Below are 20654 nucleotides of genomic sequence, written 5' to 3' on the forward strand. Positions count from 1 at the left end.
TTAAACCCCTCGGCGCTAGCCTCGATCCATGACGACCCACGTTTCCCCAGGCGCCGCCACGGACCCGTTCGAGACCGCCCGATCGGCGGCCGCGACCCTGTCCGAGCTCACCGGCGTCTCCCACTTCGACGTCGCCCTCGTGCTCGGCTCCGGCTGGGGCGGTGCGGCGGATCTCATCGGCGAGACCGTCGCCGAGGTGCCCGCCCACGAGGTGCCCGGCTTCAACGCCCCCGCCGTGGCGGGCCACGGCGGGATGCTCCGCGCGGTCCGCCTGCGCGACGGCGCGCGGCACGCCCTCGTGCTCGGGGCCCGCACCCACCTGTACGAGGGGCGCGGCGTGCGCGCCGTCGTCCACGGGGTGCGCACGGCCGCCGCGGCCGGCGCGACGACCCTCGTGCTCACCAACGGCTGCGGCGGGCTCGACCCCTCGTGGGGCCCCGGCACCCCCGTGCTCATCAGCGACCACCTCAACCTCACGGCGACCTCGCCGCTCGAGGGTGCGACCTTCGTCGACCTGACCGACCTGTACTCCTCCCGCCTGCGCGCGATCGCGCACGAGGTCGACCCCGACCTGCCCGAGGGCGTCTACGCCCAGTTCCCCGGCCCGCACTACGAGACCCCCGCCGAGGTCGCGATGGCCGGCCGGATGGGCGCCCACCTCGTGGGGATGTCCACCGCGCTCGAGGCGATCGCCGCGCGGCACGCCGGCATGGAGATCCTCGGCATCTCGCTCGTGACCAACCTCGCCGCGGGCGTCGGGACCGAGGCCCTGGCGCACGAGGAGGTCCTCGAGGCCGGGCGTGCGGCCGGTCCCCGGATCAGCCGCCTGCTCGCCGAGATCGTGGGGCGGATCTGATGGCGACCGGCGCCGAGACCGTGCCCTTCGACCCTGACCTCGCCGCGCGCGTGCGCGCCTGGATCGACGACGACCCGGACGCCCAGACCGCGCGTCACCTCGCCGACCTGCTCGACCTCGCGGGCGAGTCCACCGACGACGAGACGATGCGGATCGCCGCGCGTCAGGAGCTCGCCGACCGGTTCGCCGGCTTCCTCGAGTTCGGCACGGCCGGCCTGCGCGGAGCCCTCGGCGGCGGCCCCAACCGGATGAACCGGGCCGTCGTCATCCGGACGGCGGCCGGGCTCGTCCGCTACCTCGGCGACGTGCTGGGCGCCGACGCGCGCCCGCGCGTCGTCATCGGGTACGACGCGCGGTACCTGTCCGACACGTTCGCGCGCGACACGGCCGCCGTCGTCACGGCGGCGGGCGGCGAGGCGCTGCTGATGCCCCGGTTCCTGCCGACGCCGGTCCTCGCCTTCGCGGTCCGGCACCTGCACGCGGACGCGGGTGTCATGGTCACGGCCAGCCACAACCCGCCGCAGGACAACGGCTACAAGGTCTACCTGGGCGGGCGCGTCGTCACGGACGCCGGCCAGGGCGTGCAGATCGTGCCCCCGCACGACGCCGAGATCGCCGCGCGCATCGCCGCGGTGCCGTCGGTGACGTCGGTGCCGCGCGTCCAAAGCGGCTGGACCACGCTCGGCGAGGACGTCGTGGACGCGTACCTGGCCGCCGTGGGATCGCTCGCGACGCCCGGGACGCCACGGGACCTGCGCATCGTCACGACGCCGCTGCACGGCGTGGGTGGCGAGCTCGTCGCGCGCGTCCTCGCCGGGGCCGGGTTCACGGACCTCACCGTGGTTCCCGAGCAGGCTCAGCCCGACCCAGCGTTCCCCACGGTGGCGTTCCCCAACCCGGAGGAGCCGGGCGCCATCGACCTCGCGCTCGCCCTCGCGGACGCCACGGGGGCCGACCTGGTCATCGCCAACGACCCCGACGCCGACCGGTGCGCCGCCGCGGTGCGCGACCCGCGGGCGGCCTCCGCGCACGGCGCGGACAGCGCCCGCGCGGCCGGCTGGCGCATGCTGCACGGCGACGAGGTCGGCGCGCTCCTGGGCGACGACGTCGCCCACAGGCTCGCCGCGGCCGGCACGACGTCGGGCGTGCTCGCGAGCTCGATCGTGTCGTCGCGGCTGCTCGCCCGCATCGCGGCCGACCACGGGCTCGCGTACCGCTCGACCCTGACCGGGTTCAAGTGGATCGCCCGCGTGGACGGTCTCGCGTTCGGCTACGAGGAGGCGCTCGGCTACTGCGTGGCGCCCGACGTCGTCCGCGACAAGGACGGCCTCTCGGCGGCGCTGCTGCTCGCGCAGCTGGCGGCGCGCGTCAAGGCGGAGGGGCGCACGCTCGTCGACGTCCTGGACGACCTGGCCGTGCGGCACGGGCTGCACCTGACCGACCAGCTGTCCGCGCGGTTCGCCGACCTGGCGGCCATCGGCGCGACGATGGACCGGGTCCGCTCGGCGCCGCCGTCGACGCTGGCCGGGTCGCCCGTGGTGTCCGTGGAGGACCTGGCCCGCCCCGAGCCCGGTCCGGACGCCCTGCCGCCGACCGACGGGCTCCGCCTGCTCGCCGAGGACGGCACCCGCGTCGTCGTGCGGCCGAGCGGCACCGAGCCCAAGGTGAAGTGCTACCTCGAGGTCATCGTGCCGGTGACCGGCGAGGGCCCTGACCCAGTCGGCGACGCGCGGCGCACCGCCCGGGCGCGCCTGGACGCGGTGCGCGACGACGTCGCCGCCGCCCTGGGGCTCGAGGGCTGACCTCGCCGCACACGACGAAGGGTCCGCGTCCTCGGACGCGGACCCTTCGTCGTTCGGGCTCAGTAACCCGAGCCGGTCGGCTGGTCGGCCGCGGCGGCCTCGTCCAGGGTCTCCAGCACCGCCTTCGTGCCGGACAGCCCCAGGCGCGTGGCACCGGCGGCGATCATCGCCCGCGCGGCCGCGCCGGTGCGGATGCCGCCCGAGGCCTTCACGCCCAGACGGCCGCCCACGGTCGCGGCCATGAGCTCGACCGCGTGCACGCTGGCGCCGCCCGCCGGGTGGAAGCCCGTGGAGGTCTTCACGAAGTCCGCGCCGGCGGCCTCGGCCGCCTCGCACGCCTTGACGATCTGCTCGTCGGTGAGCGCGGCCGACTCGATGATGACCTTGAGGACGGTCGGCTCGGGCACCGCGGCGCGCACGGCGGCGATGTCGGCCTGGACGTAGTCCCAGTCGCCTGCCACCGCGGCGCCGACGTCGATGACCATGTCGATCTCGTCCGCGCCGTCGCCGACGGCCCGGGTCGCCTCGGCCGCCTTGATCTCGCTGCGGTGCTTGCCCGAGGGGAAGCCGCACACGGCGGTCACGCGGACCTCGCCGCCGTCGACCGGCAGCATCGAGGGCGAGACGCACACGGACCACACGCCGAGGGAGCGCGCCTCGGCGACGAACGCGGCGACGTCGGCCGCCGTCGCCTCCGGCTTGAGCAGGGTGTGGTCGACCATCTGGGCGACCGCGGCCGCGTCGAGGGGCTGCGGGGTTGCCGACGAGGGGCTGGTGGTCATGCGCGGTGCCGTCCGTTCGCTGGTTCGGTGTAGGCGGGAAGGATGACGTCGTCGACGAGCGCGGACCGCTCGTCGAAGGGTCGGAAGGCGGACCAGGCGGCCGTCAGGGCGACGTCGCGCAGATCCGCGAGCGTCCAGCCGGCGTCCGCGACGAGGCCGTGCAGCTCCGTCGTCGGCGACGTGCCGGACATCAGCCGGTTGTCGGTGTTCACGGTCACGGCGAAGCCCAGCCGCAGCAGGGCGGTCACCGGGTGGGTGGCGACCGAGGCCGCGGCGCCGGTCTGCACGTTCGACCGGGGGCACAGCTCGAGCGGGACCTGCTGGTCCAGCACCCACTGGGCCAGGCGGCCCAGCTGCGCGCCGTCCAGGCCGAGCCGGTCGTCGTCGGTCGGCTCGCCGAAGGCGATGTCGTCGACGATCCGGGCCCCGTGACCGATCCGCAGGGCGCCCGTGCGGTGCACCGCCTCGGCGATGGACTCCAGGCCCGCGCCCTCACCGGCGTGCACGGTGACGGGGAAGCTCGCGTCGCGCAGCGTGCGCAGGGCGTTCTCGTGGCGCAGCGCCGGGTAGCCGGCCTCCGGACCGGCCACGTCGAAACCGACGACCCCCGAGTCCCGGTTGGCCAGGGCGAGCTCGGCCGTCCAGTCGCCGGAGTCGAGGTGCCGCAGCGCGGTGAGCAGCTGACCGGCGACGATCCGCCGGCCCGCGTCCGCCGCCTCCGCGACGCCCTCCTCGAGGCCGCCCCGGACGGCGTCGACGACCTGCTGCGGCGTGAGGCCCCCGCGCAGGTGCTGCTCGGGCGCGTAGCGGAGCTCGGCCAGCACGACGCCGCCGGCCGCGAGGTCCGCCACCGCCTCCCGCGCGACGCGCGCGAGCCCGTCGGCCGTCTGCATGACGGCGATCGTGTGGTCGAACGTCTCGAGGTACCGCTCGAGCGACCCCGCCGACGCGCTCTCGACGAACCAGCGGCCCAGCTCGTCGGGGTCGTCCGTCGGCAGGCGGTGGCCCACCGCGGCCGCGAGCTCGACGATCGTCGCCGGCCGCAGCCCGCCGTCCAGGTGGTCGTGCAGCGAGACCTTGGGCAGCGCCCGGACCTCGTCGAACGACAGCTCGGTGCTCATGCGGTCGGGTACTCCTCGTCGTCGTCCGGCACGTCCTGCGCCTGCTCGATCAGGTCGTGCTCGGCTGCGTCGTCGCGCGCCCGGGGCGGCTCGGGCGGCAGCCCGCGCGCGCCGAGCGCCTGCTCGAGCGCGTCCGCCTCGCCGGCGTCGGTCGGCAGCTCCGCCGGGACCTCGTCGGCGTCGGCCGGCTCGTCCGGGTCGGCACGGTACTCCGCGGCCTCTGCCGCCTCCGCCGCCAGGTCGGGCCGCGGCGCCGCGGGCTGCCGCGCCGGGTCGACGGGCATGGTCCCCCGCTCGGGCGTCGGGATCCGGGCGTCCTCGGGCGGGACCAGCCCCGCGTCGGCCCAGCTGTCCTCGGGTGTCGTGCTCATCGCACTGCCTCCCCCTCCGTCGATCGCGCGGACGCCCGAGCAGCTCATGGGCGCCACGTGCCGTCACTCCATCCTTGTCCCCCACCGTGGCGGCTGCCAATCATGGTCGCCGACGGCAGGCCTCCCCGCCGCCATCGCTCAGCGGGGCAGCACCGCCCACGTGAGGTGCGCCCAGTTGCCGAGGGCGGGGTGCGCCGCCCCTCCCCGGAGGACCGCGGCGTCCGCGTGCACGACGGCGCCGCGACCCGGCTCCCACAGGTCGAGCCCCCCGTCGCGCTCGGCGACGGCGAGCACCACGTGCCGCGGCACGGCCGTGCCCCAGCCGCGCGAGCTGTCCCCGCCGGTCAGGAGCGGCACCGGGATGCCGGCGTCCACCGCCGCCCCGACGCGGACCAGGCCGGCCTCGAGCGCGGCGGGGTCGGAGTCGTCGAGGACGGCGTGCGTGAACAGCACCCCGAGGTAGCGCGCCGAGCGCGCCAGCGCCCAGGGCGGCGTGCCGAGCGCCTCCGGCCACGGCAGGCCGGCCACGGCGCGCCGCGTCGCCCGGCGGTGCACCACACGGTGCACGACGGCGAAGCGGGTCCGGGTGGAAGCCTGCCGGAGGCGGCGCAGGACGTCGTCGGGTGCCCCGGCGAGCTCCGGCGGGCGCTCCGCCGCGAGCAGCCGCCCGCTCGCGAGCCACAGCGCCAGCAGGGGGTCGCCCTGCGCGGCGAGCATGGTCAGGACGGCAGCCCCGCACGTGCGGCCGGTGGCCTGGCGGCCGTCACGGCCCAGCTCGGTCACCGGGTCCCACACGGCCGCCCGCTCGCGCGGCGTCAGCTCGTCCCAGGCGCGCGCCAGGGCGTCCGCCGCCGCGGGGTCACCCGTGGCCGCGAGCGCGCGCCGCCACGGCGCGGCGCCCGGCGGATCCTTGGCGACGACGTACCCGGCGCGCCACGGCGGGGGCGTCCGGCGCCACAGGCCGACCCGCCGCAGCACACCCCCGAGCTGGACCACCGATCAGGCCACCCGGTCGATGAGGAGCGGACGCTCGGGCGCGCGGGAGCCCTCCGGCGCGATCGTCACGGCCCCCTCCAGCGCCGCCCGGGCCCGCTCGAACCGCTCGGGGGTGTCGGTGAAGAGCGTCATCAGGGGCTCGCCGGCCCGCACGAGCGCGCCGGGCTTGGCGTGCAGCTCGATCCCCGCCCCGAACTGGACGGCGTCCTCCTTGCGCGCGCGGCCCGCGCCGAGCCGCCAGGCCGCGACGCCGACCGCCAGGGCGTCGAGCCCGACGAGCACGCCGTCCGCCGGCGCGAGCACCTGCTCGGACTCGCGCGCGGTCGGCAGGGGCGCGTCCGGGTCGCCGCCCTGGGCCGCGATCATCCGGCGCCACGCGTCCATCGCGCGGCCGTCCGCCAGCGCATCGGCGGGGTCGACGTCGCCCCGCCCGGCCGCGGCGAGCATCTCGCGCGCGAGCGCGACGGTGAGCTCGACGACGTCGGCCGGGCCGCCGCCCGCGAGCACCTCCACCGACTCGCGGACCTCGAGCGCGTTGCCCACGGTCAGGCCGAGCGGCGTGGACATGTCGGTGAGCAGGGCCACCGTCCGCACGCCCGCGTCGGTACCGAGGTCGACCATGGTCCGCGCGAGCTCGCGGGCCTGCGCGACGTCCTTCATGAACGCGCCGCTGCCGACCTTGACGTCGAGCACGAGCGAGCCGGTGCCCTCGGCGATCTTCTTGCTCATGATCGAGCTCGCGATGAGCGGGATCGCCTCGACCGTGCCGGTCACGTCGCGCAGCGCGTAGAGCTTGCGGTCGGCCGGCGCGAGCCCGGACCCGGCAGCGCAGATCACGGCGCCGACGTCCTCGAGCTGGGCGATCATCTGCTCGTTCGAGAGCGCGGCGCGCCACCCGGCGATCGACTCGAGCTTGTCGAGCGTCCCGCCGGTGTGGCCCAGGCCCCGCCCGGACAGCTGCGGCACGGCGACGCCGCACGCGGCGACCAGCGGCGCGAGCGGCAGCGTGATCTTGTCCCCGACACCGCCCGTCGAGTGCTTGTCCGCCGTCGGGCGCGAGAGCGAGGAGAAGTCCAGGCGCTCGCCCGAGGCGATCATCGCGGCGGTCCAGCGCGCGATCTCCTCGCGCTCCATCCCCTTGAGGAGGATGGCCATCGCGAGCGCGGACATCTGCTCGTCCGCGACGACGCCCCGCGTGTACGCGTCGACGACCCAGTCGATCTCCTCGGGCAACAGGCGCCCGCCGTCGCGCTTGGTCCGGATGATGTCGACGGCGTCGAACCGCTCGCTCATGCCCGCTCCTCCAGGTCCGCAGGTCCGAAGGCGTCCGGCAGCACCTCCCGCATGCTCCGGACGCCGCTCACTGTCTCCAGCAGCAGGTCGGGGCCGCCGTGCTCGTAGAGCAGCTGGCGGCACCGCCCGCAGGGCATCAGGACGTTCCCGTGCCCGTCGACGCAGCTGAACGCGACGAGCCGGCCGCCGCCGGAGGCCGCCAGGGCGCTCACGAGGCCGCACTCCGCGCACAGCGTCACGCCGTAGGAGGCGTTCTCCACGTTGCAGCCGACGACGACGCGGCCGTCGTCCACCAGCGCCGCCGCCCCCACCGGGAAGTGCGAGTACGGCACGTAGGCGTGCGTCATGACCTCCCGTGCGGCGGACCGCAACGACTCCCAGTCCACCTCGGGCACGTCCACTCCTTCGTCCAGGGGCGTGGTCCGCCCGGTCACTCCTTGATGTACGGCTCGCCGTCGGCGGCGGGCGCGCGGGACTTGCCCACGAGACCGGCGACCGCGAAGAGCGTGACGACGTACGGGAGCATGAGCATGAACTGGCTCGGCACCGGGGCACCGACCAGGCTCAGCATGTCCTTGAGGTTCGCCGCGAAGCCGAACAGCAGGGCCGCCATGGCCGCGCGGACCGGGTCCCACTTGCCGAAGATCACCGCGGCCAGGGCGATGAAGCCCGCGCCCGCCGTCATCTCCTTGCCGAAGGACGACACCGAGACGACCGTGTAGAAGGCGCCGCCGAGGCCGACCACGCCGCCCGCGATGAGCAGCGCGCGGTACCGGGTGAGCTCGACCTTGATGCCGACCGTGTCCGCGGCCTGCGGGTGCTCCCCGACGGCCCGCAGACGCAGGCCCCAGCGCGTGCGGTACAGCGCGAACCAGACGACGGGCACGGCCAGGTAGGCGAGGTAGACGAGCAGCGACTGGCGGAACAGCGCCGGACCGAAGATCGGCACGTCCGAGAGCACCGGGATCGCGATCGGCTTGAAGCGCTCCGTGTCGTTGAGCCGCTCGGCGTTGGGCACGAGCACCTCGGAGTAGAAGAAGCTCGTCAGGCCGACCACCAGCACGTTCAGCACCACACCGACGATGACCTGGTCGACCTTGTAGGTGATGGTGAAGACGCCGAGGACGACGGCGACGAGCATGCCGGCGACGATCGCCGCCACCAGCCCGGCGACGGGGCTGTCCGTGAGCGAGCCGGTGATCGCCGCCGCGAACGCTCCGAGGAGGAGCTGGCTCTCGATCGCGATGTTCACGACGCCGGCCCGCTCGCCGATCACACCGCCGAGGGCGCCGAAGAGGATCGGGACCGAGAGCAGCACGGCCCCGCCCACGAGGCGGGTCACGGGCAGGTCCTGCTGGCTGCCGGCGCCGGACCACGACAGGAAGGCCACCAGCAGCACGACGCCGAGGAGGATGCCGAGCCAGACGGACGGCTTGCGCTGGACACGCAGCAACGCCCACGCGGCGACGGAGACGAGCGCCGCGATCGCGACGCACACCCAGGCCACCGCCATGCCGGGCAGGGCGACGTCCGGCAGGCGCACGGCGTCGCCCTCGGCGCCCATGCGGTACCTGACGTCCCCGTCGCGCGGGACGAGGAGCAGGAGGAGCGCCATGGCCGCGGTCACGGCCGTGTAGGCGATCGCCGACTTGGCGCTGACGACGGCGACGCGCCGCAGGTCGGTGGACATCGGCGCCGACGACGGCGTCTCGACGGCGGTGCTCACGCGGCCACCTCCTTCGGCTGACGGCGGGCTCGCTTCTTCGGCCGGGCGCCCGGCTGCGGCAGGTGGAAGACCGCGCGCACGAGCGGCGGCGCCGCGATGAAGAGGACGATGAGGGACTGGATCACGAGCACGATCTCGATCGGGACGTTCTCGGACGCCTGCATCACCGAGCCGCCGGCCTTGAACGCACCGAACAGGATCGCGGCGGCCAGCACGCCGAACGGCGTCGAGCGACCCAGCAGCGCGACGGTGATGGCGTCGAAGCCGATGCCCGCGTCGATGTCCGAGGAGAACCCGGTCGTGACCGTGCCGAGCACCTGCGTGGTGCCCGCGAGGCCGATGAGCCCACCGGCCACGAGCATGACCGACACCGTGGTGCGCCGGACGTCGATGCCGGCGACGCGCGCGGCGTCGGGGTTCTCGCCGACGGCCCGGAACGCGAAGCCGAGGCGCGACCTGTTGAGCAGCCACCAGACCAGGACGACGGCGACGAGCGCGAAGACGAAGCCGAGGTTCAGCTTGTACTGGGCACCCAGCAGCCGGGGCATGATCACCGTGTCCGCCATGGGAGGCGTCTTCGGGTTCGAGGAGCCCGGCGCCTGGAGCAGGCCGGGCGTCGCGAGCATGTACGAGATCAGGTAGAACGCGACGTAGTTCAGCATGATCGTCGTGATGACCTCGTGGGCGCCGGTCGCCGCCTTCAGCAGACCGGCGATGCCCGACCAGATCGCACCCGCCGCGATGCCCGCGGTCATGGCGACGACGAGGTGCAGGACGATCGGCAGGTCGACGCCGAAGCCGACCCAGCCCGCCGCGGCCGCGGCCACGAGCATCTGGCCACGACCACCGATGTTGAACAGGCCGGCGCGGAACGCGAGGGCCACGCCGAGGCCGGCGCCGATCAGCGGCGTCGCGAAGTTCAGCGAGCTCATGAACGGCTTGATGCCACCCGCGAAGTCGTCGGCGCGGAAGTCCCAGACGGCGCCGCGGAACAGGGCCGCGTACGCACCGCCGACGGCGCTGCCGATGGCCGAGAACGTGTCCTGAGGCCGGCTGAAGAAGTAGCCCGAGGCGTCCTGCACGCCCTTGTCGGTCACGGCGATCATGACGGATCCGGCGAGCACCGCGAGCACCACGGCGCCGAGCGAGACCGCCCAGCCGCCGGACGTCACGCGGCGGAGCGCCTCGCGCCAGCGGTCGCCGTCGTCGGGCGCCTTCGTGCCGGCCGGGCGCACCGGGGGCTCGTCGCCCACGTGCTGCGGGGCAGCCACCGACGTCCCGCCGAGCTGGCTGTCGTCGACGCTCATGCCGCCTCCGTCCCATGGGCCGGGATGCCGGCCATCATCAGGCCGAGCACGTCGCGCGGGGTGTCGGCGGGGACGATCCCGACCACACGGCCGCGGTACATGACGAGGATCCGGTCGCCCAGGGCGACCGCCTCGTCGAGCTCGGTGGACACCACGACGACGGGGACCCCCGCGTCGCGCGTGGCGATGATCCGCTTGTGGATGAACTCGATCGAGCCGACGTCGACGCCGCGCGTCGGCTGCGCCGCCACGAGCAGCCGCAGGTCGCGCGAGAGCTCGCGCGCCACCACGACCTTCTGCTGGTTGCCGCCCGACAGCTGGCCGACCGGCTCGTCGATGCCCTGGGTGCGGATGTCGAACTCCTCCACCGACCTCGTCGCGAACTCGTCGCGCAGGCCGAGCTGGAGCACGCCGCGGCGGACGAAGGGCGGCGCGTTGGTGCGGTCGAGGATGAGGTTCTCGGCGACGCTGAACGCGCCGACCAGGCCGTCGGTGCTGCGGTCCTCGGGGATGAACCCGACGCCCTCGTCGAGGATCCCCCGCACGGACCTGCCGACGAGCTCGGTGCCGTCGAGCCTGATGCTGCCCGCCACGGTCCCGGCGGCGAGCCCGACCAGGGCCTCCGTCAGCTCGGTCTGACCGTTGCCCTGGACTCCCGCGACGACGAGCACCTCGCCGCCGCGCACGGTGAAGCTGACGTCGTCGACCAGGACGGCGCCCCGCGCGTCGGTCACCTCGAGGCCGGTGACCTCGAGGGACGACGGCGCGTAGGTCGGCTCGCCCTTCTGCACGGTGAGCTCGACCGCGCGGCCGACCATCATCGCGGCCAGCTCCGCGTCGGTCGACGTCGGGCTGGCCTCGCCGACCACCGCGCCGCGCCGGATGACGGTGATCCGGTCCGCGACCTCGCGGACCTCGCGCAGCTTGTGCGTGATGAAGACGATGGCGGCGCCCGACTCCTTGAGCTGGCGCATGATGCCCATCAGCTCGTCGGTCTCCTGGGGCGTCAGCACGGCGGTGGGCTCGTCGAAGATGAGCACCTTCGCGTCGCGCGACAGGGCCTTGATGATCTCGATCCGCTGCTGCACGCCGACCGGCAGGTCCTCGACGACGGCGTCGGGATCGACGTGGAAGCCGAAGCGCGACGCGATGTCGTTGACCTTCGCGCGCGCGGCCTCGAGGTCGAGGCGGCCGCCGGAGCGGGTCTGCTCGTTGCCGAGCATGACGTTCTCCGCGACGGTGAAGACGGGGATCAGCATGAAGTGCTGGTGCACCATGCCGATGCCGGCGGCCATCGCGTCGCCCGGCCCGCGGAAGTGCTGCACGACGTCGTCGAGGAGCACCTCGCCCTCGTCGGCGGTGTACAGGCCGTAGAGCACGTTCATCAGCGTCGACTTGCCGGCGCCGTTCTCCCCGAGGAGGCAGTGGATCTCGCCCGGCTCGACCGTGATCGAGATGTGGTCGTTCGCGACCAGGGAGCCGAAGCGCTTGGTGATGTCTCGGAGCTCGAGCTTCATCGCACGATCATCCTTGGGGCAGGTGGGACGGGGGAAGGGGCGCGGGCACCGACGGCACCCGGGGCGCGCGCGTTCCCGGGGAGGCCGAGGCGGCCTCCCCGGGAACGGTGCTCACTGCGCCAGGATCACTGGTTCAGGTACGAGGTGACCTCGACCTCACCGGCGATGATCTGCTCCTGGAGCGCCTCGACCTCGGCCCACAGCGCCGCGTCGACCTTGCCCTCGAAGTTGTGCAGCGGGGCGATGCCGACGCCGCCGTTCTCGAGCGTGCCGACGTAGGCCTCGTAGTCGACGTCGCCCTGGCCCGCGGCCATGACTGCGTCGTAGGCCGAGACGTCCATCTTCTTCAGGATCGAGGTCAGCACCAGGTCCTGCGTGCTGGGGTCGGTCTCGTAGAAGTCGGCGTCCACGCCGATGAGCGCGATCTCGCGGCCGGAGTCGGCGATGGCGTCCATGGCCGACTGGTAGATCGGGCCGCCGACGGGGAGCAGCACGTCGACGCCCTGGTCGATGATCGCCGCAGCGGTGTTCTTGGCGGTGTCGTTGGCCTCGAAGCCACCGGTGAAGGACGAGCCCTCGTCGGACCCGGTCCAGCCGATGACCGAGACGCTCGTGCCCTTGACCTCGTTGTAGTAGTCGACGCCCTGCTTGAAGCCGTCCATGAAGATCGTGACGGTCGGGTAGGGCTGGCCGCCGAAGGTGCCGACCTTGCCGCTCTCCGAGTAGCCCGCGGCCAGGTAGCCGGCGAGGAACGCGGCCTGCGCGGTGTCGTAGAGCAGCGGCTTGATGTTCTCCGCGTCCTTCTCACCGTTGAAGTCGTTGTCGGCAGCGTCGTCGATGAGGACGAACTCGATGTCCGGGTTCGCCGTGGCGGCCTCGACCGTCGCGGCGGAGAGCGCGAAGCCGACCGTCACGATGGTGTTGCAGCCCTCGGCAACCAGGGAGTCGATGTTGGGCTGGAAGTCCGTCTCGGAGTCGGACTGGACCTCGGCGAACTGGGCGCCGAGCTCGTCGGCCGCCTTCTTCGTGCCCTCGTAGCTCAGCTGGTTGAAGCTCTTGTCGTCGAAGCCGCCGGCGTCGGAGACGATGCACGCCTTGTAGTCGATCGTCTCGGCCGGGGTGGTCTCGTCGGCACCGGGCTCGGTGGTCGCCTCGTTCTCGTCCTCGGGAGCCGCGCCACACGCCGCAAGCACCAGCGCCGCCGCGGTGGCGAGCACCGCTGCCCTCATCGTCTTCTTCACGTGCCACTCCTGTGTTGTCGCCACGCATGTGCCGCCAGGCCCGCGGCTCACGTCGCGCCATCGCGGCGGGAGGGCCAGCACCCGGTCGGCTGGATGTACAAGAACAGTACTGTCGCGCCCACCGTGGTTGTTACCGCCGAGTAGGTCTGCAACGGCTCTGTTACGCATTCGGAATGTTGCGCAACCCTGTGCGAAAGCCGCTGGTCGGGCATGGAAACGCACCCACCGGCGGGGTGCGTCAGGAGCGCTTCAGCGGCAGGTCAGGCGCCCGTCACGTGACGCCCGGGGCCGGGTGCTCCCCCGCCAGCAGCGCCACCCGGGCCAGCACCCGGGCGCCCGTCGCGATGGCCGCCTCGTCGACCGTGAAGTCGCCGCGGTGCAGGTCGAAGGACCGGCCGCCGGGGACCCGCGTGCCGAGCCGCGCCATGGCGCCGGGCGCGCGCGTGAGGAGCCAGGCGAAGTCCTCGCCGCCCAGGGACTGCTCGGTCGCCTCCACCGCGTCCGGCCCGAGGACGTCGCGCGCCGCGGCCTCGAGCAGCCGGGTCGCGTGCGGCTCGTTCTCCACGGGCGGCACGCCGCGCAGGTGCTGCACGTCGACCTGCACGCGGTACGGCGCCACCACGTGCTCGACCGCCTCGCGCAGGACGGCGCCCGCCTCCTCCCACGCCCGCGCCTCGAGGCAGCGCAGCGTGCCGCGGACGGTCCCGGTGGCCGGGATCGCGTTGCCGGCGGACCCGGCGTGCACGTGGCCCCAGGTCAGGTTGACGCCCGCGCGTGGGTCCAGGCGCCGCCCGAGCACCGCCGGGACCTGCGTGATCACCTGACCGAGCGCGAAGACCACGTCCCCGGTCAGGTGCGGGCGGGAGGTGTGGCCGCCCTCCGCGGTGAGCGTGACCGACACGGGGTCCGAGGCGGCGGTGATCGGCCCCGGCCGTGACCCGATCCGTCCCGCGTCGACCCTGGGGTCGCAGTGCAGGGCGAAGACGTGCCCGACGCCGTCCATCGCGCCGGCCTCGATCGCGGCCGTCGCTCCCCCGGGCTGGACCTCCTCGGCCGCCTGGAAGATGAGCCGGACGCCGACCGGGAGCTGGTCGGCGAGCGCGGCCAGGACGAGCCCGGCGCCGAGGACCACCGTCGTGTGGACGTCGTGCCCGCACGCGTGCGAGACACCGGGCACCGTGGAGTGCCACGGCTCGCCGCAGGTGTCCGGCACGGGCAGTGCGTCCAGGTCCGCGCGCAGGGCCACGAGCTTGCGGCCGCTGTCGACCACGCCCGGCCCGATGTCGCACGTCAGGCCCGTCCCCGGCAGCAGGTGCGGGGTCAGGCCGGCGGCCCGCAGACGCTCCGCGACGACCGCGGTCGTCCGGGCCTCGGTGTGCGCCACCTCCGGGTGCGCGTGCAGGTCGCGCCGCAGCGCGACGAGCTCGTCGAGGTGTGCGTCCACCAGGGCGCGGATCCGCTCGACGACCGCGCTCTCCCGACCCTCCAGCACCCCACCGACACTAGCGGCTCGGCGTGCGGGGCCGGCGCCCGGTCGCGCCGGGCCGGGCGGTCACGACAGATCGGCGCTCACAGCAGGTCGGCGCGGCGGGCGCGGACGGCGTCGACCAGCGCCTTCACGTCCTGGGCGCGGTCCTTGGTCGTGACCAGGAGGGCGTCGGGGGTCTCGACCACCACCACGTCCGGGATGCCGAGGACCGCGACCAACCGGTCGCCCCCGGGCACCACGGTGGCACCGGGCGCCCCGAGCGTGAGCACGCGGTCCGGGTCCCCCAGCACCCGCACGCCCTCGGCACCGGCCGGCACCAGGCCGGCCAGCGAGGCGAAGTCGCCGACGTCGTCCCACGCGAACGTCGCCGGCACCACCGCGACGCCCCCTTCGGCGGCGACCGGCTCGGCGATCGCGTGGTCGATGGCGATGCGCGCGAGCCCGGGCCAGACCCGCCCCAGGACCTCGCCGCGCGCGTCGGTGTCCCAGGCCGCCGCGACCTGGCGCAGCCCGTCGTGCAGCGCCGGGTGCAGCCGCTCGAGGTGTCCGAGCAGCACCTCGGCGCGCGCGACGAACATCCCGGCGTTCCACGCGTACTCACCCGTGGCGAGGTACGCCGCAGCGGTGGCGGCGTCGGGCTTCTCCGTGAAGCCGGCCACGTGCCGCGCGTCGGGCGCACCGGGCACGCCGAGCGGGCCCCCCGAGCGGATGTAGCCGAACGCCGTCGACGGGCCGGTCGCGCGGATGCCGATCGTCGCGACGTACCCGGCGCGCGCGGCCGCCACGGCCTGCCCGACGGCGAGCGCGAAGCCGTCCCCGCTGATCACGTGGTCGGCCGCGAACGAGCCGACCACGACGTCGCCCTCGCGCTCGGCCAGCACCGCCGCGGCGAGCCCGATGGCGGCCATCGAGTCGCGCGGGGACGGCTCGGTCAGCAGGGCGGCCGCGGGCAGCTCCAGCTGCGCGCGCACTGCGGCGGCGTGCCGCTCCCCCGTCACGACGACGACGCCGCCCGGCCCGGTGAGCGGCGTGAGCCGGTCCACGGTCGCCTGGAGCAGCGTGCGGCCCGAGCCCGTCAGGTCGTGCAGGAACTTCGGGGAGCCGGCCCGCGACAGGGGCCACAACCGCGTCCCGGCGCCGCCGGCGGGGACGATCGCGCGGAACGAGTCGAGCATGGCCGCCATCCTGCCAGGCACGTCCTGCGCTCCGGGCGGACCCGTGGCCCAGCCGGCGCCTCCCCTCGTCCTGCGTCTGCCCCACCCACCAGGCGTGATCTCGGTCACGCCTGGTGGGAGGCACTGGTCGCCTGGCCGTAGAGTGGCCGTGGATCGCTCGACGTCAAGCAATCGGCGTCGAGCACCCGAAGCGCATCAGGACTGCGACGTCAGTCGACACGGTCGTCGAAACGGAGGCTCCCGTGCCCGAGGCACCGGCCGGCACGCTCTACCGCGGACGGGAGGGCATGTGGTCCTGGCTCGCGCACCGCGTGACCGGGTTCGCGATCTTCTTCTTCCTCCTGGTCCACGTCCTGGACACGGCGCTCGTGCGCGTGTCCCCCGAGGCCTACAACGCCGTCATCGGCACGTACAAGAACCCCGTGATGGGGCTCGGTGAGGCCGGCCTCGTCGCCGCGGTGGTCTACCACGCGTTCAACGGCATCCGGATCACGCTCATCGACTTCTGGTCCAAGGGCACCCGGTACCAGCGGGTGATGCTCTGGATCGTCATCGGTCTGTTCGTCGTCACCATGGCCGGGTTCCTGCCCCGCCACCTCGGCAACGTCTTCGGGGGGCACTGATGGCCGTCTCCATCGAGGCACCGCGCGCGCCGCGGACGCGGACCACCCGCCGGACCACCGGCCGCACGAACTACGAGCTGTACGGCTGGGTGTTCATGCGGGCGTCCGGCGTCCTGCTCGTGGTGCTGATCTTCGGGCACCTGTTCATGAACCTCATCGACGGTGAGGGCATCAGCGCGATCGACTTCGGCTTCGTCGCCGGCAAGTGGGCGTCGCCCCTGTGGCAGGTCTGGGACCTGCTGATGCTCTGGCTCGCCATGATCCACGGGACCAACGGCGTGCGCACGATCATCAACGACTACGCCGAGCGCGACGGCACGCGGATCGTGCTCAAGGTCGCGCTGTACCTGGCGTTCACCGTGGTCGTCGTCCTCGGCACGCTCGTCATCTTCACGTTCGACCCGTGCCCGCCGGACGCGCCCGCGAACCTGCTGCCGTCGTTCTGCACCGCCTGACCCCGCACGAAGCACCAGCCACGAGCCAGCCACGACCCACCGGAGGACAGGCCCAGATGCAGACCCACCAGTACGACGTCGTCATCGTCGGGGCCGGGGGGGCCGGGATGCGGGCCGCGCTCGAGTCGTCGACGCGCGCGCGGACCGCGGTGCTGAGCAAGCTGTACCCGACGCGGTCCCACACCGGCGCCGCCCAGGGCGGCATGTGCGCCGCCCTCGGCAACGTCGAGGAGGACAACTGGGAGTGGCACACCTTCGACACCGTCAAGGGCGGTGACTACCTCGTCGACCAGGACGCCGCCGAGGTCATGGCCAAGGAGGCCATCGACGCGGTCCTCGACCTGGAGCACATGGGCCTGCCCTTCAACCGCACGCCCGACGGGAAGATCGACCAGCGCCGCTTCGGCGGGCACACCCGCAACCACGGCGAGGCGGCCGTGCGTCGGGCCTGCTACGCGGCCGACCGCACCGGCCACATGATCCTGCAGACGCTCTACCAGCAGTGCGTGAAGCAGGACGTCGCGTTCTTCAACGAGGTCTACGCCCTCGACCTCCTCCTCACCCACGACCTCATGGCCGGCGACGTGCCCGCCGACGAGGAGGTCAAGGTCGCCGGCGTCGTCGCGCACGACCTGGCCACCGGCGAGCTGCACGTCTTCCGCGCGAAGTCCGTGATCCTCGCCACCGGCGGGGCCGGCAAGATCTACAAGACGACGTCGAACGCCCACACGCTCACCGGCGACGGCATGGCGCTGGCCTACCGCAAGGGCATCCCGCTGGAGGACATGGAGTTCTTCCAGTTCCACCCGACAGGGCTCGCCGGCCTCGGCATCCTGCTGTCGGAGGCCGCGCGCGGCGAGGGCGGCATCCTGCGCAACAGCGAGGGCGAGCGCTTCATGGAGCGGTACGCCCCGACCATCAAGGACCTCGCACCGCGCGACATGGTGGCGCGCGCGATGGCGAACGAGGTACGCGAGGGACGCGGCTGCGGACCGAACAAGGACTACGTCCTGCTGGACCTGACGCACCTCGAGCCCGCGCACATCGACGCCAAGCTCCCGGACATCACCGAGTTCGCGCGCACCTACCTGGGCGTCGAGCCCTACACGGAGCCCGTGCCCGTCTACCCGACGGCGCACTACGCCATGGGCGGCGTACCCACCACGATCCGCGGTGAGGTGCTGCGCACGAACACCGCCGTCGTCGGCGGGCTGTACGCGGCCGGCGAGGTCGCCTGCGTGTCCGTGCACGGCGCCAACCGGCTCGGCACCAACTCCCTGCTGGACATCAACGTGTTCGGCAAGCGGGCCGGCATCGCCGCCGCCGAGTACAGCGCGGCCGCCGAGCTGCCGGAGCTGCCGGAGTCGCCCGGAGCCGCGGTCACCGCGCTGCTCGACCGCGTCCTTGGGGGCGACGGCACCGAGAAGGTCGCGGTGCTGCGCCGGGAGCTGCAGGAGGCGATGGACGCCGGGGCGCAGGTGTTCCGCACCGCGGAGTCCCTCGAGGCGACGCTCGCGACGATCGGCTCGCTCAAGGAGCGCTACGCGTCCGTGGCCGTCCAGGACAAGGGCAAGCAGTTCAACACCGACCTGCTCGAGGCCGTGGAGCTGGGCTTCCTGCTCGACCTCGCCGAGGTCGTCGTCGTGGGCGCCCTCGCGCGCGAGGAGTCGCGCGGCGGCCACTTCCGCGAGGACTTCCCCGCCCGCGACGACGCGCGGTTCCTCCAGCACACGATGGCCTACCTGCGCCAGGCGCCCGACGGCGGCACGCAGGTCGAGCTGGGCGCCAAGCCCGTGACGATCACCCGGTACCAGCCCATGGAGCGGAAGTACTGATGAGCACCGAGATCGCCCCGGAGACCGGGTCCGCTGAGCAGGCGCCCGGCGGCGCGCCCGTGCGTGAGCCACAGGCCGCCGCCGTCGCCAGCGGCCGTGGCGAGCGTCCCGACGACGGCTCGTTCGACGTGACGCTGCGCATCCGCCGGTACCTGCCGGAGAAGGACGCGACCGCGTACTGGGAGGAGTTCACGGTCCGCGCGAACCGCACGGACCGGCTGCTCGACGCCCTGCACACCGTGAAGTGGGAGATCGACGGCTCGCTGACGTTCCGCCGGTCGTGCGCGCACGGCATCTGCGGCTCGGACGCCATGCGGATCAACGGCCGCAACCGGCTCGCCTGCAAGGCGCTGCTCAAGGACCTCGACCCGGCCAAGCCCATCACGGTCGAGCCCATCAAGGGTCTCCCGGTGGTCAAGGACCTCGTGGTCGACATGGAGCCGTTCTTCGCCTCCTACCGTGAGGTGATGCCGTTCCTCATCACCGGCGGGAACACGCCGTCGGCTGAGCGACGCCAGTCGCCGGAGGACCGCGCGCGTTACGACGACACCACCAAGTGCATCCTGTGCGCCGCGTGCACGTCGTCGTGCCCCGTGTTCTGGAACGACGGGCAGTACTTCGGCCCGGCGGCCATCGTCAACGCGCACCGCTTCATCTTCGACAGCCGGGACGAGGGCGGCGCGCAGCGCCTGGAGATCCTCAACGACAAGGAGGGCGTCTGGCGCTGCCGGACGATCTTCAACTGCACCGAGGCGTGCCCCCGCGGCATCGAGGTCACGAAGGCCATCCAGGAGGTCAAGCGCGCGATGATCACCCGCGCCTTCTGACCCTCGGCCACCCGCTCCCCCTCCCCCGCGTCCCGTCCCCCGTCCCGGTGGAGCGTTTCTCGCGCGGGTGGAGCGTTTCCCGCGCGGGTGGAGCGTTTCCGACCGACACGCCCGCGTGTCGCGTCTATTCCGCTCCACACGCGGGGGGCCACGACGGCGTGACGGTCCACACGGGGGGTCACGACGGCGTGACGGTCCACGCGCGGGCGTGCGGACGTCGTCGAGCCCGGCGGTAGGCCGCGCGCAGGCGTCCCTGCCACTCGGCTGCCCGCGCGTCGGACCCCAGGTCGGCACTGGTCGCGCGGACCACTTCGACCCCGAGGGCCAGCAACCGCTCGTGGCGACGCGAGTCCCGGCTCCTACGGTCGCCGCCCGAGTGCCACGCGCCGTCGTACTCCCCCGCGACGCCGGCCACCTCGTCGACCAGGTCCACACGCGCGACGAACTCGCGCGACGCCGTCCGTACGACGAGGTTCGCGCGCGGTCGTGGCATCCCCGACGCGACCCAGACCAGGCGAAGGACCGACTCCTGCGGCGACTCCGAGCGACCGTCGACCAACCGCAGAACACGATGGACGCGCGAGGCACCGCGCCAGCCCCTGCGACCCTTCGCGTACTCCGCGAGGTCGGTCGGCGCCACCACGCCCAGGTGGACCAGCCGGTCCAGCGCGACCACGGCGCGACCAATCGGCAGCAACCGCGCGAGGTCGAACGCCGTTCGGACAGGCGCGGTCATGCGCGCGTCACCGAGCGACAGCACGTCGTCGTCAGCGACGGGGCTCCGGAAGATCCGCGCGTCCGGCCGACCGGCCAGGCGACTCTCCCGAGCCGCGCAGACCAGGATCGGCGCGCTCCCGCCCGATCCCGCCACGCCAAGCCTCGGCACGACGACGCCGAGCGTTGAGTGCTGTGTCGGCGCCTCGGCCCACCAGCGACCACCGTCAAAGACCTCGAGCCCGTCGCTCGCGGCCTCGCGTTCGAGGATGCGCGCGGCCGCCCACCCGCCGAGCGCCGCGTGGACGGGCAGCCCTGCGACGACCGCAGCGATGCGGTTGTCCGGCGAGTACGGATCGGCGCCGGCAGGCACGTACACGCCGCGGCGCACCCGTGTGAATGCGGGCCCGCGAAGCACACGCCCGCTGATGCCGAGCTCGTCGCAGCAACTCGTACGAACCGTCCAGGGCAATGAACCATCCATGACCATGGGCGGAGCGTCGCGGCCTGTCGGCGCGAGCGAC

19 protein-coding genes are annotated in these 20654 nt (G+C 73.7%); 6 read left to right on the forward strand and 13 right to left on the reverse strand.

The window, feature by feature from the left end:
• Positions 1 to 28 precede the first annotated feature (28 nt).
• Positions 29 to 856 carry a purine-nucleoside phosphorylase gene (locus AFE02nite_RS06675; RefSeq protein WP_034248234.1) on the forward strand — a complete coding sequence of 276 codons (828 nt, stop codon included), beginning with the start codon at positions 29 to 31 and terminating at the stop codon, positions 854 to 856.
• A complete protein-coding gene (locus AFE02nite_RS06680; protein WP_034248237.1) occupies positions 856 to 2658 on the forward strand; it encodes a phospho-sugar mutase in 1803 nt (600 codons plus the stop codon). Before AFE02nite_RS06675 ends, AFE02nite_RS06680 begins: the two co-directional genes overlap by 1 nt.
• Before the next feature lie 59 nt (positions 2659 to 2717).
• On the opposite strand, the gene deoC is transcribed toward AFE02nite_RS06680, so the two are convergent.
• The 12 genes from deoC to AFE02nite_RS06740 all read right to left on the reverse strand — a co-directional run bounded on the left by deoC (position 2718) and on the right by AFE02nite_RS06740 (position 15676).
• On the reverse strand, positions 2718 to 3440 hold the full coding sequence (deoC, locus tag AFE02nite_RS06685) for a deoxyribose-phosphate aldolase (RefSeq protein WP_052113969.1): 723 nt from the start codon (positions 3438 to 3440) through the stop codon (positions 2718 to 2720).
• On the reverse strand, positions 3437 to 4561 hold the full coding sequence (locus tag AFE02nite_RS06690; protein ID WP_034248239.1) for an adenosine deaminase: 1125 nt from the start codon (positions 4559 to 4561) through the stop codon (positions 3437 to 3439). Before AFE02nite_RS06690 ends, deoC begins: the two co-directional genes overlap by 4 nt.
• A complete protein-coding gene (locus AFE02nite_RS06695; RefSeq protein WP_146819309.1) occupies positions 4558 to 4932 on the reverse strand; it encodes a hypothetical protein in 375 nt (124 codons plus the stop codon). The genes AFE02nite_RS06690 and AFE02nite_RS06695 overlap by 4 nt, the downstream gene beginning before the upstream one ends.
• Positions 4933 to 5070: 138 nt before the next feature.
• Entirely contained in the window at positions 5071 to 5928 is an 858-nt protein-coding gene (locus AFE02nite_RS06700) for a hypothetical protein (protein ID WP_146819310.1), read from the reverse strand.
• Positions 5929 to 5931: 3 nt separating this feature from the next.
• A complete protein-coding gene (locus AFE02nite_RS06705) occupies positions 5932 to 7221 on the reverse strand; it encodes a thymidine phosphorylase (protein WP_146819311.1) in 1290 nt (429 codons plus the stop codon).
• The gene (locus AFE02nite_RS06710) at positions 7218 to 7616 is read right to left on the reverse strand and encodes a cytidine deaminase (RefSeq protein ID WP_034245744.1); all 399 of its coding nucleotides are present in this window, start codon (positions 7614 to 7616) and stop codon (positions 7218 to 7220) included. The genes AFE02nite_RS06705 and AFE02nite_RS06710 overlap by 4 nt, the downstream gene beginning before the upstream one ends.
• A 35-nt stretch (positions 7617 to 7651) precedes the next feature.
• Positions 7652 to 8947, reverse strand: coding sequence for an ABC transporter permease (locus tag AFE02nite_RS06715; RefSeq protein WP_407643082.1), 1296 nt, complete (start codon positions 8945 to 8947; stop codon positions 7652 to 7654).
• Positions 8944 to 10254: an ABC transporter permease gene (locus AFE02nite_RS06720; protein WP_146819312.1), complete on the reverse strand. Its 1311-nt coding sequence runs from the start codon at positions 10252 to 10254 to the stop codon at positions 8944 to 8946. Before AFE02nite_RS06720 ends, AFE02nite_RS06715 begins: the two co-directional genes overlap by 4 nt.
• Positions 10251 to 11771, reverse strand: a complete 1521-nt coding sequence (locus tag AFE02nite_RS06725) for an ABC transporter ATP-binding protein (protein WP_034245727.1) — start codon at positions 11769 to 11771, stop codon at positions 10251 to 10253. Before AFE02nite_RS06725 ends, AFE02nite_RS06720 begins: the two co-directional genes overlap by 4 nt.
• Before the next feature lie 125 nt (positions 11772 to 11896).
• A complete protein-coding gene (locus tag AFE02nite_RS06730) occupies positions 11897 to 13012 on the reverse strand; it encodes a BMP family lipoprotein (protein ID WP_146819313.1) in 1116 nt (371 codons plus the stop codon).
• A 271-nt stretch (positions 13013 to 13283) separates the two neighbouring features.
• The gene (locus tag AFE02nite_RS06735; protein ID WP_261765523.1) at positions 13284 to 14501 is read right to left on the reverse strand and encodes an amidohydrolase; all 1218 of its coding nucleotides are present in this window, start codon (positions 14499 to 14501) and stop codon (positions 13284 to 13286) included.
• 80 nt (positions 14502 to 14581) lie between these two features.
• Positions 14582 to 15676, reverse strand: coding sequence for a mannose-1-phosphate guanylyltransferase (locus tag AFE02nite_RS06740; protein WP_052113639.1), 1095 nt, complete (start codon positions 15674 to 15676; stop codon positions 14582 to 14584).
• A gap of 242 nt (positions 15677 to 15918) precedes the next feature.
• Here AFE02nite_RS06740 and sdhC point away from each other — a divergent pair, with 242 nt between their 5' ends.
• Genes sdhC through AFE02nite_RS06760 form a run of 4 tightly spaced genes read left to right on the forward strand, consistent with a single transcriptional unit; the run spans position 15919 to position 19416 of the window.
• The gene (gene sdhC, locus AFE02nite_RS06745) at positions 15919 to 16299 is read left to right on the forward strand and encodes a succinate dehydrogenase, cytochrome b556 subunit (protein ID WP_146819314.1); all 381 of its coding nucleotides are present in this window, start codon (positions 15919 to 15921) and stop codon (positions 16297 to 16299) included.
• Entirely contained in the window at positions 16299 to 16754 is a 456-nt protein-coding gene (locus AFE02nite_RS06750; protein WP_034245735.1) for a succinate dehydrogenase hydrophobic membrane anchor subunit, read from the forward strand. Before sdhC ends, AFE02nite_RS06750 begins: the two co-directional genes overlap by 1 nt.
• Before the next feature lie 56 nt (positions 16755 to 16810).
• Complete coding sequence (sdhA, locus tag AFE02nite_RS06755; RefSeq protein ID WP_034245738.1) at positions 16811 to 18589, forward strand: succinate dehydrogenase flavoprotein subunit; 1779 nt, start codon at positions 16811 to 16813, stop codon at positions 18587 to 18589.
• Positions 18589 to 19416, forward strand: a complete 828-nt coding sequence (locus AFE02nite_RS06760) for a succinate dehydrogenase iron-sulfur subunit (protein ID WP_146819315.1) — start codon at positions 18589 to 18591, stop codon at positions 19414 to 19416. The genes sdhA and AFE02nite_RS06760 overlap by 1 nt, the downstream gene beginning before the upstream one ends.
• 178 nt (positions 19417 to 19594) lie before the next feature.
• Here the strand turns inward: AFE02nite_RS06760 and AFE02nite_RS06765 are convergent, their stop codons facing one another.
• Positions 19595 to 20509 carry a hypothetical protein gene (locus AFE02nite_RS06765; protein ID WP_146819316.1) on the reverse strand — a complete coding sequence of 305 codons (915 nt, stop codon included), beginning with the start codon at positions 20507 to 20509 and terminating at the stop codon, positions 19595 to 19597.
• Positions 20510 to 20654: the final 145 nt, after the last annotated feature.

Origin of the sequence: Actinotalea fermentans, from assembly GCF_007991475.1 — a bacterium.
Lineage (GTDB): Bacteria > Actinomycetota > Actinomycetes > Actinomycetales > Cellulomonadaceae > Actinotalea > Actinotalea fermentans.

Excerpts from the sequence above, each read along its gene's own strand:
- AFE02nite_RS06675 (WP_034248234.1), top strand. The coding sequence starts at position 29 with ATGACGACCCACGTTTCCCCAGGCGCCGCCACGGACCCGTTCGAGACC.
- AFE02nite_RS06680 (WP_034248237.1), top strand. The coding sequence starts at position 856 with ATGGCGACCGGCGCCGAGACCGTGCCCTTCGACCCTGACCTCGCCGCG.
- deoC (WP_052113969.1), bottom strand. The coding sequence starts at position 3,440 with ATGACCACCAGCCCCTCGTCGGCAACCCCGCAGCCCCTCGACGCGGCC.
- AFE02nite_RS06690 (WP_034248239.1), bottom strand. The coding sequence starts at position 4,561 with ATGAGCACCGAGCTGTCGTTCGACGAGGTCCGGGCGCTGCCCAAGGTC.
- AFE02nite_RS06695 (WP_146819309.1), bottom strand. The coding sequence starts at position 4,932 with ATGAGCACGACACCCGAGGACAGCTGGGCCGACGCGGGGCTGGTCCCG.
- AFE02nite_RS06705 (WP_146819311.1), bottom strand. The coding sequence starts at position 7,221 with ATGAGCGAGCGGTTCGACGCCGTCGACATCATCCGGACCAAGCGCGAC.
- AFE02nite_RS06720 (WP_146819312.1), bottom strand. The coding sequence starts at position 10,254 with ATGAGCGTCGACGACAGCCAGCTCGGCGGGACGTCGGTGGCTGCCCCG.
- AFE02nite_RS06725 (WP_034245727.1), bottom strand. The coding sequence starts at position 11,771 with ATGAAGCTCGAGCTCCGAGACATCACCAAGCGCTTCGGCTCCCTGGTC.
- AFE02nite_RS06740 (WP_052113639.1), bottom strand. The coding sequence starts at position 15,676 with ATGCTCGACTCGTTCCGCGCGATCGTCCCCGCCGGCGGCGCCGGGACG.
- AFE02nite_RS06750 (WP_034245735.1), top strand. The coding sequence starts at position 16,299 with ATGGCCGTCTCCATCGAGGCACCGCGCGCGCCGCGGACGCGGACCACC.
- sdhA (WP_034245738.1), top strand. The coding sequence starts at position 16,811 with ATGCAGACCCACCAGTACGACGTCGTCATCGTCGGGGCCGGGGGGGCC.
- AFE02nite_RS06760 (WP_146819315.1), top strand. The coding sequence starts at position 18,589 with ATGAGCACCGAGATCGCCCCGGAGACCGGGTCCGCTGAGCAGGCGCCC.